Below are 13,213 nucleotides of genomic sequence, written 5' to 3'. Positions count from 1 at the left end.
CGGGCCTACACTCCGAAGGGATAAGTATCTGGCAGGTCCTTGACGGCTTCTGTATCCAAAGCTGTTACAGCGTGCGTATTGTCGAACCAGACATATTCGTCGAACTGCAGCGGCAAATTTGCCCGGAAATAATGACTCTCCCGTTCTGTTTCAGGCCGATAGATTACGCCAATTGCACGCTCAAGGCGTTCCTTGCCAAGAGCTGTTGATCCACGCAAGTAACCCTCGTTACGCAGGCCCAGTGTAAACCGCGCTAGGCCGGTCGCATGACACAAGCGTTCGTAACTTTCAGGAATCGACGGTCGGATCGTTTTAATCTCCATCGGCCCATTCCAATCGGATGCCGCGGTCACCATCCCACTATGGGTACCGAATCCAATCAAGTAGGCCCGCGATCCAAACTTCTTGCGGCAGAGTTGCCCCAAATTATACTCGCCACGAGCGGCCATTTCAGTCGCTGCAGCATTGCCGATATGAGAGTTGTGCGCCCAGACAACCACCTTGCTATCAGGGCCGTGAAATGAGAGTAAATTGGTTAGTGTTTCGAACATGTGGCTGTCGCGCAGATTCCAGGATGCCCGCGAGCCATAATACATAATGCGATAGTAGCGCTCCGCGTTTGCCACAAGGCGCGCATTCTGTTCAGCGTCGAGAAACCGCTCTCCATCATGTTCTGCGTATGCCCGGCGTTTTGCCAAAAGATCGGTAAGCGCGCGGACAACATGAGGTTCGCATAGCGGATAAGAGCCGGTTAGGGCTGCATGGCCATATGTTGCCGGATCATGCTGCCAAGGCGTCAAGCAACCATAGCGTTCGCGGGCAATCCGTGCCGAATCCGGATCGACCTCGTCGAGATAGTTCAGCACCGACCTAATCGAATCATAGAGGCTATAAAGATCTAGACCATGAAAAGCGATGCGCTTTTCATGGTCTAGCGTTCCGTTGTATTTCCGTAGCCAACTGACGAAGTCGCGAACCTCAGTATTTCGCCACATCCAAGTGGGGAATCTGGCGAAAGCGGTCCATTCGGAAGGTGGGTACTGGAAGTGCCGCACATAATGATCGACGCGGGCGGCATCCGGCCAATCCGCCTCGACGGCGATAAAGCGAAATCCCTTCTTAATAATAAGATCGCGCGTGATTCTGTCGCGCATCCGATAAAATTCAGACGTGCCGTGAGTTGACTCGCCAAGCAGAACAATTCGCGCAGAACCAATTCTGCTCAGCATGGAGTTGAGATCGGCCGCCTCAATGGATGGAAATGATTCTGCTGCTTCCCCAATATGTCGGACCAGCATTTCGACTTCGGACGTTAGGGGCTTTGTTACGCCACCACGCAAACCTGCTGGTCTCTGTTCTTGCGCGCTTGTCCATCCTTCGTCACCGATCAATGGGACGAAACGGACATCCGCGATATCTTCGCTCAGGTATTCGTTTGCCGAAACGCGCGTAACCCGTACAAGCTCCTGGCCGGATCGGTCGCTGCCAACCGGCATCACAAGCCGGCCTCCTATTTTCAACTGATGTTTAAGCGATTCCGGAACTCTCGGCCCACCGGCAGCCACGACGATCGCATCAAAGGGAGCATGCTTTGGCCATCCTTTGGTTCCGTCCCCATGCAATACATGGACATTATGATAGCCTAACTCCGCGAGCAGTATGGCAGCCCTCTCGGCAAGCGGCCCAAGTCGCTCGACGGTGTAAACAGCCCCCGCGATCTCCGACAATACGGCTGCGGCATAGCCGGATCCAGCACCGATCTCGAGGACTCGCTCCCCGCCTTTGAGCAGCAATGCTTCTGCCATGAAGGCTACGATGTAAGGCTGCGAGATTGTCTGCTCTTCCGCAATCGGCAGCGGAGCATCTTCATAAGCAAATTCACGCAGCTTTTCCGGCAAAAACAGCTCACGCGGCACCCGCTCCATAGCTTCGAGCACCAATTTATCGCGAACGCCTCGAGCAGCAATATGGTGTTCGACCATCCATTTACGACGAGACTGAAATGAATCGCTGCCAGCATAAGCTTCAGTGGAGTCCGGGTGATTCATGGCGGTGCTCTTTGTGATTCGTGGAAGACTAGAAAAGTAATCCAGTAACCCCTGCCCTATTTCGTAGAGCGCCTCCAACGGCGGTACATTCGACATCCCGAATGAAGAATCAAAGAGCCAATCGGCAGGAGACCAATACTAACTATAGTTTTCCCATCAGCAGCCGAATGGTTTGATCGATATCAAGACAAGCCAGCCCGCGGTGCGCTTTATATTTATGCTGGATCGGAGACGACGATGGATATCAGCGAGGCCATTCGCGGCCGGCGAGCTGTTCGCGAATTCATGACTCAGCCCATGGACGACTCTACTCTACGCGAATTGGTCGACGCCGCGATTCAGGCTCCTAGTGCCATCAATCAACAACCGTGGTTGTTTACAATTATCCGCAACAAGGAATTGCTGGCGCGGATTTCCACTGAAGCAAAATCCTATATGCTTCAAAGATCTTCTACCGCGCTGGCTTCGCATCACTTCTTGAATATTCTCAATGACGAGACTTTCGATATCTTCTATGGCGCACCCACGCTGATCGTTATCTCTGCACCTAAAGGTCCATGGGCTGTCGAGGATTGTTCCTTGGCCGCAGAAAACTTGATGCTGGCGGCGCATGCGGCGGGGATGGGGACATGCTGGATCGGTTTTGCGCAGGGCTGGCTCGGAACTCGGAACGGAAATTCGGCAATAAAACTTCCGGACGGATATGCGCCTGTTGCTCCAATCATTGTGGGCCATCCGAAATCAGCCCCACCTGCAGTATTGAGAAAGACTCCGAGAATTGATTGGATATCATAACGAAACGCCACCATGCGCTTCGCCTGATCAATATATGGAGGGCTACTACCTTGCCCTATGCATCGGTCGACAAACTGCCCGCATCCATACAAGCGCATTTACCGTTCCATGCTCAGGAGATTTACCTGGCTGCCTTCAATAATGCCTGGGAGGAATACCAAGTGGGCAGTCTTAGGCAGCGCGAGCAAACAGCTCACCGGGTCGCGTGGGCGGCGGTAAAACACAAATATTTCAAGGACGATGACAACTGGGTTCCACGCGAATTCGGCTGAAGCGCACTTGAGGCAAGTGACAATGAACCGCACCCAGCCGTATTCCACGCAATACTCAAAGGATCGAGCTCTCCGCCGCCTATCTCCTTTCGCCCGCGGCGAGCAACCGACTCATTGGGTAATGATCAAGCACTTCGAGTAAGACCGTGCGAATGATGCTTCGTCCAAATTCAGTTAGTGCACTAAAAATATGGAATACGAGCTCTCCGTCGGGCTCATCGTGCCGATGGCTTCCGTCAAAGAACGAAAACCGCATTCAGTGCGAATAGTTTGCGCCAAGCCTTTTTCTTCTCATCCCACACCACCACAGTCACTGCGCTGGCGTCGAACCGTTCAAGCGCAATTTGAGATTGATGGCCTCACCGCCGGTATCGCGACTTTTCAGAATCGCCCCGCTAGCGTTAAGCGAACCGCCAGCGGTTCAACGGGGTGAAGCACGCGATCCATCGCACCGTTACTGCAAACTGCCGCTGGCGGCGCGCCTAGCTTGCACATCGCGAACAGGTTGTCAGTCTTCAACATGGAGCCATAAGCATAAGTGATCTGGTCAGCTTTGGTATCAAACAGATTGAGGACATCTAACTGGATGCGCCAGCCGTTCTCGAAACGATAACCCATCCGGCCATTGAACAAACTTGTCGCTGGCGAGCGAAATACATTGTCTTCTGTCAGTGGCCGCTCACCCAGATAGCGCCAGCGCAATCCACCAAACCACCCGGTCGCTTCTCCTAATGTGATCCCTGCCGAAGCAATCAATGTCGGAGATCCCGGAACACGATCTCCCGGCATGTTGCCGATTTGCGCTTCGGGATAACCCGCAAGCGAGATGTAAGGATGATGGCAAGTTTGCCTTACGTCGCGAGTGCCCGAAGATACCTCACCGTCCTTCCGTTCGATGCAGCTTGCGCCGCATGAACGATCGCATTCGTATCAATGCCGTAGTGATGATAGAGGTCGGAGATCGTCCCGGTCTGACCGAAATGCTCCACCCCGAGCGCCTTGACCCGATGCCCCTGCACGCTGCCCAACCATGATAGCGTCAGCGGATGCCCGTCGATGACGGTGACGATGCCGCAATTCCGGTCTAGCTTCGACAGCATGCGCTCGACGTGGCTCGCCGCACCGGCGTTCCCGCGCTGCCGCGCACGCTCCGCGGCCTGAGCGCCTGCATTAAGCCGGTCTGCGGACGTCACCGCGAGAATCGCCACGTCACGGCGGTCTTCCGCCAGCAGGCCTGCCGCTGCGATGGCTTCCGGCGCGACGACGCCTTGATAGGCAATCATCACCGATGTATTCGGCGTCGGCGGCCGCATCCAGTACGCACCGCGAATAATGTCGTTCGCGAGCTCGTCTGTCATCTCCCGCACAGGCTGCTCCAATGGCCGGGTGGAGAGACGCAGATAGACCGAGCCGCCGGTCTGATCGCGCAGCCATGTCCTCTCGTCCGGATCGCCGTCGCCATTGCGCTGCATGTAGTCGAAGCCGAACCGCATGATGACCGCAAGTTCGTCGATGAACGCTGGCTCGAACGCACACAGGCCGTCCTGCGCCATGCCGATCAGCGGCGTGCCGATGGACTGGTGTGCGCCGCCTTCCGGCGCCAGCGCAATCCCCGACGGCGTTGCCACCAGCATGAAGCGTGCATCCTGATAACAGGCATAATTCAATTGGTCGGCCGAACGATAGATGAAAGGATCATAGACAGTGCCTATAGGCAGCAGCCGCACGCCATTAATGAAGTGCGACAGCCCGAGCGCCGACAGCATAATCATCAAATTCGATTCCGCAATTCCGAGTTCGAGATGCTGGCCGACGGGACCGAACTCCCAATTATAAGTCGATGGAATTCGCTCCGCCTTGAAGGTGTCGGCAAGCGCAGCACGCGCAAACAAGCCGCGACGGTTTACCCAGGGACCGAGGTTGGTCGAAACGGTAACGTCAGGCGACGTGGTGACAATATGCGACGCGAATTCACTATCCTCGCGCGCGATCTCGTTCAGGATCTGGCCGAAGCCCATTTGCGTCGAAACGACCTTCCCGGCATTGGCCGGGATCGCAAGCTTGTCCGGGACAGGAACATTGGGCGCAGAATGCCGTCGCCGCCCTTTGGCGAAGAATGGCGCGGCGCGCACGAAGGATTCCAGTTTCGCCGCATCCAGCGTCGCGCCTTCCCATTTGTCCCATTCATGGCCGAAGCGGACGCCCGCGCTTTGCTGGAAAGTCGCCAACTGCGCAGGCGTCATCAATCCTGCATGGTTGTCCTTGTGGCCCGCGAGCGGCAGGCTGAAGCCTTTAATAGTATAGCAGATGAAGCATGTCGGCCGGTCATGCGATGATGCCTTCTCGAACGCGTCGAGAAGGCTAGGCATGTCGTGCCCGCCGAGATTGTTCATCAGCGCCGCCAGTTCGGCATCGCTGCGGCGCTCTATCAAGGCACTGACAGGCCCCTGATCGCCGATCTCGTCGAGCAATTTCTTCCGCCACGCCGCACCGCCCTGAAAGGTCAACGCCGAATAAAGCTGATTAGGACAACGGTCGATCCAGTTGCGCAGCACTTCGCCACCAGGCTCCGCAAACGCCTGCTGCTGCAGATTGCCATGCTTGAGAATGACGACATCCCAGCCGAAATTCGCGAACATCTGTTCAAATTTCTGCCACAACCCTTCGCGGATGACGGCATCGAGCGACTGGCGGTTGTAATCGACAACCCACCAGCAATTCCGCAGGCCATGCTTCCAGCCCTCGATCAGGGCCTCATAGATATTGCCCTCGTCCATTTCGGCATCGCCGACGAGCGCGACCATCCGCCCCTCGGGGCGATCCTTCATCCAGCCATGAGCCCGGACATAATCTTGCACAAGTGACGAGAACAACGTCTGCGCCACCCCAAGACCGACAGAGCCTGTGGAGAAGTCGACATCGTCGGTATCCTTGGTCCTCGATGGATAGCTTTGCGCGCCCTTGAAACCGCGGAAATTCTGCAGCTTCTCCAGCGACTGGTTGCCGGCGAGATACTGGATGGCATGAAAGATCGGCGAAGCGTGCGGCTTGACCGCAACGCGATCCTGCGGCCGCAACACATCGAAATAGAGTGCGGTCATGATGGTCGCGAGCGAGGCCGACGATGCCTGATGGCCCCCGACCTTCACCTCGCCAGGCTCGCGGACATGGTTGGCCTGATGAATAGTCCACGACGCCAGCCACAGAACGCGTCGCTCAAGCTCGGCGAGAACTGCCAGTCGATCATCGTGGGCTGCCATCTGCTGTGTCCTATAATTTTACATCATGGCACCCAGCCTAATCCCATAGCGGGCTTCAAATATTTCAAAATATTACAATAAGACCCACAATATTGGGATATAATAACACTTCGACCATAAATATTATGGATATATTCCAATGTCGAAACTCGATGCGATCGACCGCAAAATCCTTTCAATTCTCCAAACAGACAGTCGGATTACAATGCAGGATCTCGCCGAGCGCGTGGGCCTATCGGTTTCGCCTTGCCATCGCCGCGTGAAGCTGCTCGAAGAAAACGGAATCATCACGCGCTATGGCGCGATGGTCGATCAGAAATCGCTCGGCCTGCACGTGAGCGTTTTCATCTCGATCAAGCTTGAGCGCCAGAAGGAGGAAGACCTCAATCGCTTCGCCAAGGCGATTTCGGGATGGAGCGAGGTGCTCGAGTGCTATCTGATGACCGGAAACCGCGATTATTTACTGCGCGTGGTTGCGGCCGATCTGGCCTCGTACGAGACATTCCTCAAAACCAAGCTGACACGGCTCAATGGAATTGCATCGATCGAATCGAGCTTTGCCCTCAGTCAGGTAAAATATTCGATCGCGCTACCGGTGTGAGACGAATCCCGCCTGAAAGAATTCGTCGACAGCATTCCAAAGCACGTGGCGATTTTTGCCGAGCGTGGCAACATGAGCGAGATGCGGTAGAACCGCAAACCTCTTATCGTTTGTCGACAAGCGATCGAAAAACGCCAGAAGATCGCTCATGGTGGCCAGGCTGTCGTGCTCACCGCGCACGACGAAGGTAGGCGAGGAAATTTTCGCGGGATCGACCAGCGGCAGTTTGGTCGTCATGTCCAGATAGGTTCCTGTTGGAACGGAATTGTCGTACTTGAGTTGCGCAAGCGCACACGCCTCGGCGACGGCAGGATGGGTTGTCCCCGGCCCGTCACGCAGAAAAATTCCAACAAGATAATCCAGATCGATCGCGCGCCGGTTGGACGCCCTGAATTGCGCGACTCCCTCCTTGCGCTTCTCCAGCGTCGGCGAGCCCTCGCCCGTCCACACGAACGCATCCAGCACGATCCGCGCAGCGCGATCGGGCGCGGACTGTGCGAAGGCTGCAACCCGCAGCGAACCCGACGACAGACCGTACAAATTGAATGCCGTAGTACCTGTCTCGGCCGCAATCACGTTGCCCATCGCCTTGAGGTCTTCGACACTGGTCGCAATATCCGAATTGCCGGACGTAACGGTGGAACGGCCATATCCCTCATGGTCCATCGCCCAGACATCCCATCCGCGCAACGCCAGCCAGTCCATTAGCGAATAGTCAGGATGTCCGGGCACGGTGAGGTCGAACGTCGGCAGCGCCGAATTCGACGAACCATGCACCAGAATCACGGGGAGACGCTGTCTCTGATCCGCAGAGCGCTCGCGCAACCGCTTGCGCGCCACGAACAGCGACACATCCCCCTTCTGCGCCCAATGCTCTTCGCTGACGAGGTGCGGATCGGCGGTCATGTTTGACCTACTTTGCAGGAAGGAAATCGTTGGTGAACGTCTTCTCGAACTCGATCTTCTTGTCGCCATTTGGCTGCAGGAAGTCGTAGACCTTTTTGCCGCCAGCAACGCTCATCCGTCCATCCTTGCTCCAGATCTGAGACAGAATTTCGTAAGACCGCTCATTGGTAGCAGCCTCCATCTGCGGAAATTCCTGAGCCATGATCTTCTTGCCCCGCGACGGATCGAGCAGGATCTGCTGGGCCTCGGCGAACACAGCCACCACTTTCTTCACGAGTGCCGGATTGCTCTTGATGAGATCGGGGCTTGTCGCCACGCCCATGAAATTCAGATCGCGGAACTGCTCGACGTCACCGCTCATCAGGTTGACGAGAATACCGCCGAGCTTCTTCTGTTCGAGCATGGCGCCCGCCGGTTCGAACGGCATCGCTGCGTCGATCATCTTGGCCTGAAACGCACCGACATAGCCGCCGGCATCCGCACCAAGATAGACAAGCTGGATGTCTCCCGGCAGATTCAATCCATACTTCTTGGCGAGAACGCCGAGCATCTTTTCTCCGGACCCGCCGGCCGAAGGCGTGCCGACACGTTTGCCTTTCAAGGACAGAATCTTGTCCTTTAATGACATTTTGGCGTCAGACTTCAGCATATCGTTGTTGGCGATCACATTGTTGATCGGCCGCGTCGTAATATTGAAGACCTCCACGAGGTCCTTGCCCTGCGCTGCAGCCGTAATGACGTGCTCATAACTCAACACGCCGAAATCGGCATCCTTGCTGAGCAGCGACTGCAGCACGAGCGCACCACCCTTAACGAAGGTGACGTTGGCCTTCAACCCATGCTTCTCGAACAGCTTCTCGCGCATCGCCACGTAAAGCGGGCCTGCATAATAGCCGTGCCCGATATTGGTGATACGAACAGCTTCCTGGGCATTGGCACATGTCGCACCGATAACCGCAAACATGGCTAGGACCGCACACTTGATAATTCTCATCTTAGCGCCTCCTCCTGTTTGCACCCTTGAGGTGCTTTCTGTTTTATCGACTTACGATCTTCCAGCGTTCCAGCCGCGACTGCGCCGCCTGAACAAGTTCATTGAGAACAGCAGCGATCACCGCGATAATCGTCAGCGCGGCAAAAGCACCCGCCGTATCAAACTCGCTGCCCGCGCGTTGAACGAGGTATCCAAGCCCCTTGTTGGAAGCGATCATCTCTCCAATGATCACGCCAATCAGCGCGAAAGGCAGGGCCGACTTCAAACCAACAAAAATCCACGACATCGCTGAGGGCAGAATGACCTTCATCAGGATTTGCGAGCGGTTCGCCTTCATCAGCCGGACGCCGTCGATCAAATCTCGGTCGACCTCACGCACGCCGGAAAACGTGTTGACGAAAACCAAAAACACGACAAGTACCGCCGCGAGCGCGACCTTTGACTGGATGCCAAGGCCGAACCACAAGATCAGGAGCGGCGCCAGTGCCACCTTCGGAAGAGCGTTGAAGGCCCAGATATAAGGGTTTAGCAACCGACTGACGAACGGCGACATGCCGAGCCAGATTCCGCCGATCACACCGGCCACAGACCCAATGATGAAGCCGAGAAATGTCGCGTACAGTGTCGCCCAGATATGAACGAAAATGCTGCCATCGCGAGTCCAGGCCCATAGCCGTGCCAGCACCTCGGTCGGGCTGCTGATGAAGAACGGATCGATCAGCCAGGTGGATGCGGCTTGCCAGATCACCAGCAAAACAATGCCGAAGACAATCTGGCAGGCCGCCATCACCGGTGTACTGACAGCCGCGAGTCCGTCGCTCTGATCGGCATCAGTAGGGCCGGCTTGAACCCTGACGTTCTCAAGTGCGGCTTGCTCGCTCAAACCTTGTCCTCGTCATATTCCTCGCGAAGGCGATCCCAGATCGAATTGTGGATGTCGTGAAATGACTTGGTGAAACGAACCTCGCGAACATCGCGTGGGCGCGGCAGATCGACCGCCTGATCCATCGCCACCATCGCGGGCCGCTTGGTGAATACCACGACGCGATCCGCGAGCGTCACGGCTTCCACCAGATCGTGCGTAACGAGAATGATGGTCTGTTGCTGTTCCGACCACAGCTTGAGAAGAAGATCATGCATCGCGAGCCGGAGCTGCGCATCAAGCGCGGCGAAAGGCTCATCCAGCAGCAACGTCTTTGGCCGGTACAGCAGCATCCGTGCCAGAGAGACACGCTTGCGCATGCCGCCCGAAAGACTGCTGGGGAATTTGTCCTCGAAGCCTTCGAGGCCGACTTGGCGGATCAGTTCACTCGCCTGCTCGTACCGTGCCTCGCGTGCGGTGCCGATCAATTCAAGAGGTAGCGAAATGTTGTCGAGAACATTGCGCCAAGGCAGAAGGTTGTCTTTCTGCGTCATATATCCGACATCGGTGTTGACGTCGGATACGCTGCGGCCGTCGTATACGACCTGGCCGCTACTCGGCCTGTAAAGGCCCGCGACCATGTTGAGGAGCGTGGACTTGCCGCAACCGGACGGACCGATCAGAGCGACGATCGAACGCGGCTTGATCTTTAGGTTGACGTCGGCAACCGCCAGCGTCCTGCTTGCGCCGGCGCCGAACGTTTTCCCGATGCCCTGCAGTTCGATCATCTCACCGCTCGCCTCGCTTGATCAGGATAGACGGCCCGCTCACGGACCGCCCACAAAAGCCTCTTACCAGAGCCCCTTCAACCGGCCTCCATCGACGTTGAGCGAAACGCCGGTGATGTAGCTTGCACGCTCCGAGCACAAAAACGCAATCGCGCTTGCAAGCTCTTCCGGCTTGCCGAAGCGTCCAAGCGCGTTTTTCTTCGCGGCCAAACGCCGCGCTTCTTCCTCGTCTTTGACGCCAAGCTCTCTCTGCAGGCCGTCCGCATGCTGCCGCCATAACGCGGTCGCCACCCAACCCGGACATACGGCGTTCACCATCACGTTGTCGGGACCGAATTCGGTGGAAAGCGACTTCGTCATGTTGAGCAACGCGCTGTTGGTAATAGCCGATCCGAACATGTACGGATCCGGCTCCTTGCCCGCCCCGCCGATCATGCTGATGATGCGGCCCCATTTCTTCTTCCGCATGATCGGGGCGACGGTGCGGATCATCCGCATGAAACCGAACAGCTTGGTGTCGAGCTGTTTCTGCAGGCCCTCATCGGTCATTTCCTCGAAACGGCCGGAATACATCGTGCCGGCGCAGTTGACGAGAATATCGACCGTCCCGAACGTCTTGACTGTTTCATCCACGACCCGCGCGATGTCGGCAGGCTTCGTGGTGTCCGCAACAATGCACTTGATCTCGCCGCCGGTCTGCTTGGCGAGTTCGTCACGGGTTTTCTCCAGCTCGTCCCTGGTGCGCGAGCAGATCATTACCTTGGCCCCGGCCTGCAGAAACTCGCGGGCACTTTCCCGGCCGATGCCGCGACTTCCGCCGGTGACGATGGCGACGCGATCCTTAATTCCTAAATCCATCGATGGCTCCTGATCTTTGACATTGCGTTCCGCCCGAGCGCTGGCCCAAGCGATCACGATCGGCTTTCGCTGGATCAGCAGCGCAAAACCGGCACGTGGATTCTCAAAGTGAATTGCGAGCAGTCAGAGGAGTTAGCCGCTGTCGGCGAGGCCATCCTTTCCTTGGTGTTTCGCTTCCCCGCGCAGGATCGAGCCTGCGGCTATTTTGTTCTACAAGATTGCCCTACACTATTTTCGGACCTTCCAGAGAGTCAAGCATTGGATATAGTCTTCACAACGCGACCCAAGGACCGGACCCATGCAGAGCGCGGATATCGTCGTGAAGGAGGAACCCAATCAACGGCGCGGGCAAACCGTCGACGACATTATTGAGCGTGTCCGCAATGCCATTCTCGCGGGCCGCATCGTCCCCGGCCAACGGCTGGTCGCAAACGATCTGGTGGAGCAACTCGGCGTTAGCCGTGGCTCGATCCGCGAAGCGTTTCAACGCCTGTCAGCGGAAGGATTGGTCGATATCACACCCAACCGCGGCGCAATGGTGCGCCGGCTATCCCGCGAGCAGGTGCGCGACCTGTTTCAAATCCGCATCAATCTTGAAGGGCTCGGCGCAAGGCTCGCCGCGGAGCGCATCCATGATGCGGATCATCGCGAGCAGTTTCTCGCCGTCTGGGATGAAGTGAAGCCCGATGGATCTGCACGCGCCTGGCCGCTCTTCATGCGGCAGAACAGGCTCTATCATCGCACGATCGTAAGCCTCGGCGGCAATAAACAACTGACGCAGCTGATCGACAACCTGCAACTTCCCATCGTAATGTTTCAGGTGGGGCAATCGATGCAGCCGGAAAATTCCGCGCGTTCGCATCACGATCATGCTCAGATCGCGGAAGCTATTTTGGCCGGAGATGCCAAGGCCGCGCAATCCGCTATGGAAAACCACCTCAAGGGTTCGGCGGACTGGATTCTTCAACTGCCCAACACGGCTTTTGGGTTGAACGCCTGACGCTGCATCCGCATTAAGAACGATAATCTGTTCGCTGACCCGGGGGCATTTAAACCAATTCGCCCGCTCTGGCCTTGGTAGAAACCCAGCCGCCATCGACCTTTAGTTCGGCGCCCGTGATGTAGCTCGATTCATCGAGTGCCAGAAAAACTGCGGCATTCGCGATATCTTCCGCTGTTCCCCAGCGGCCCATAGGCGTTTCCTTGCCCCAATCGTTCTCGGCGTCAGCTGCTTGACTGGCGTTCATTGGCGAGTTGATCGAACCAGGAGCAATGGCATTACAGGTAATGCCCATCGGGCCGAGATCAATCGCCATTGCTCGCGTCATGCCGAGAAGACCGGCCTTCGCCGAAACGTAGGCGACGCGGTTCGGTCGTCCGACGAAGCTCGCGATTGAAGCGGTATTGATGATCCGGCCCTTCCCCGCACGTTTCATGAACGGCACTACCGCGCGGGAGCAGAGAAATGGCCCGGTGAGATTGGTCTGGATCATCGTATTCCAGTCGGCATCGGTGTGATCCAGAAACGGCTTGGTAATGCGGACGCCAACATTATTAATGAGAATGTCGATACGTCCGAACTGACTGTCGACTTCTTCCGCCATCTTGTTCATGGAAGCGGAGCTGGTCACATCGGCCTGCAGACTGATGCTCTTTCCGCCGATTTCCTTCGCGGCCTCTTTACCCTTCTGTCCGTCAAGATCAACCACGACAACGTTCGCACCTTCTCCCGCGAGCGCCTTGCACATCGCCTTGCCAATTCCGCTGGCGCCACCGGTGACGATTGCTACCTTATCTTTTAGACGCATCTTCTATATCCTTCTTGTGTT

At 56.6% G+C, this 13,213-nt stretch carries 12 protein-coding genes and 1 pseudogene; 4 read left to right on the top strand and 9 right to left on the bottom strand.

Features of this window, described 5'->3' with window-relative positions; translation table 11 throughout:
- Positions 1-5: 5 nt before the first annotated feature.
- On the bottom strand, positions 6-2,048 hold the full coding sequence (locus AFIDRAFT_RS15740) for a protein-L-isoaspartate(D-aspartate) O-methyltransferase (protein ID WP_009340556.1): 2,043 nt from the start codon (positions 2,046-2,048) through the stop codon (positions 6-8).
- 237 nt (positions 2,049-2,285) lie between these two features.
- Here AFIDRAFT_RS15740 and AFIDRAFT_RS15735 point away from each other — a divergent pair, with 237 nt between their 5' ends.
- Together AFIDRAFT_RS15735 and AFIDRAFT_RS15730 are read left to right on the top strand one after the other, a co-directional pair.
- Positions 2,286-2,843 carry a nitroreductase family protein gene (locus AFIDRAFT_RS15735; protein WP_009340555.1) on the top strand — a complete coding sequence of 186 codons (558 nt, stop codon included), beginning with the start codon at positions 2,286-2,288 and terminating at the stop codon, positions 2,841-2,843.
- Positions 2,831-3,115: a ChaB family protein gene (locus tag AFIDRAFT_RS15730; protein WP_349509556.1), complete on the top strand. Its 285-nt coding sequence runs from the start codon at positions 2,831-2,833 to the stop codon at positions 3,113-3,115. Before AFIDRAFT_RS15735 ends, AFIDRAFT_RS15730 begins: the two co-directional genes overlap by 13 nt.
- 381 nt (positions 3,116-3,496) lie before the next feature.
- Here AFIDRAFT_RS15730 and AFIDRAFT_RS19590 read toward each other — a convergent pair.
- Both AFIDRAFT_RS19590 and AFIDRAFT_RS15720 read right to left on the bottom strand, forming a co-directional pair.
- A pseudogene (locus tag AFIDRAFT_RS19590) lies at positions 3,497-3,946 on the bottom strand (TonB-dependent receptor domain-containing protein); the annotation flags it as partial.
- 20 nt (positions 3,947-3,966) lie between these two features.
- Positions 3,967-6,375, bottom strand: a complete 2,409-nt coding sequence (locus AFIDRAFT_RS15720; protein WP_009340552.1) for a thiamine pyrophosphate-binding protein — start codon at positions 6,373-6,375, stop codon at positions 3,967-3,969.
- A gap of 139 nt (positions 6,376-6,514) precedes the next feature.
- Between AFIDRAFT_RS15720 and AFIDRAFT_RS15715 the strand changes: the two genes are divergently transcribed.
- On the top strand, positions 6,515-6,976 hold the full coding sequence (locus AFIDRAFT_RS15715) for an Lrp/AsnC family transcriptional regulator (RefSeq protein ID WP_009340551.1): 462 nt from the start codon (positions 6,515-6,517) through the stop codon (positions 6,974-6,976).
- On the opposite strand, the gene AFIDRAFT_RS15710 is transcribed toward AFIDRAFT_RS15715, so the two are convergent.
- The 5 genes from AFIDRAFT_RS15710 to AFIDRAFT_RS15690 all read right to left on the bottom strand — a co-directional run bounded on the left by AFIDRAFT_RS15710 (position 6,965) and on the right by AFIDRAFT_RS15690 (position 11,384).
- Positions 6,965-7,882 (bottom strand): alpha/beta hydrolase, encoded by a 918-nt coding sequence (locus tag AFIDRAFT_RS15710; protein ID WP_009340550.1) that lies wholly within the window; start codon positions 7,880-7,882, stop codon positions 6,965-6,967. The genes AFIDRAFT_RS15715 and AFIDRAFT_RS15710 overlap by 12 nt on opposite strands.
- 7 nt (positions 7,883-7,889) lie before the next feature.
- Positions 7,890-8,876: an ABC transporter substrate-binding protein gene (locus AFIDRAFT_RS15705; RefSeq protein ID WP_009340549.1), complete on the bottom strand. Its 987-nt coding sequence runs from the start codon at positions 8,874-8,876 to the stop codon at positions 7,890-7,892.
- Positions 8,877-8,919: 43 nt separating this feature from the next.
- A complete protein-coding gene (locus AFIDRAFT_RS15700; RefSeq protein ID WP_009340548.1) occupies positions 8,920-9,759 on the bottom strand; it encodes an ABC transporter permease in 840 nt (279 codons plus the stop codon).
- Positions 9,756-10,526, bottom strand: coding sequence for an ABC transporter ATP-binding protein (locus AFIDRAFT_RS15695; protein ID WP_009340547.1), 771 nt, complete (start codon positions 10,524-10,526; stop codon positions 9,756-9,758). Before AFIDRAFT_RS15695 ends, AFIDRAFT_RS15700 begins: the two co-directional genes overlap by 4 nt.
- A 63-nt stretch (positions 10,527-10,589) precedes the next feature.
- Positions 10,590-11,384: an SDR family NAD(P)-dependent oxidoreductase gene (locus AFIDRAFT_RS15690; protein ID WP_009340546.1), complete on the bottom strand. Its 795-nt coding sequence runs from the start codon at positions 11,382-11,384 to the stop codon at positions 10,590-10,592.
- Positions 11,385-11,682: 298 nt separating this feature from the next.
- On the opposite strand from AFIDRAFT_RS15690, the gene AFIDRAFT_RS15685 reads away from it, so the two are divergent.
- Positions 11,683-12,384, top strand: coding sequence for a GntR family transcriptional regulator (locus tag AFIDRAFT_RS15685; protein WP_009340545.1), 702 nt, complete (start codon positions 11,683-11,685; stop codon positions 12,382-12,384).
- Positions 12,385-12,433: 49 nt separating this feature from the next.
- Here the strand turns inward: AFIDRAFT_RS15685 and AFIDRAFT_RS15680 are convergent, their stop codons facing one another.
- Positions 12,434-13,192, bottom strand: a complete 759-nt coding sequence (locus AFIDRAFT_RS15680; RefSeq protein WP_009340544.1) for an SDR family NAD(P)-dependent oxidoreductase — start codon at positions 13,190-13,192, stop codon at positions 12,434-12,436.
- Between the last annotated feature and the right edge of the window lie 21 nt (positions 13,193-13,213).

Source organism: Afipia sp. 1NLS2 (assembly GCF_000178995.1).
Lineage (GTDB): Bacteria > Pseudomonadota > Alphaproteobacteria > Rhizobiales > Xanthobacteraceae > Afipia.
This window is presented reverse-complemented; position numbering and strand designations above follow the sequence as displayed.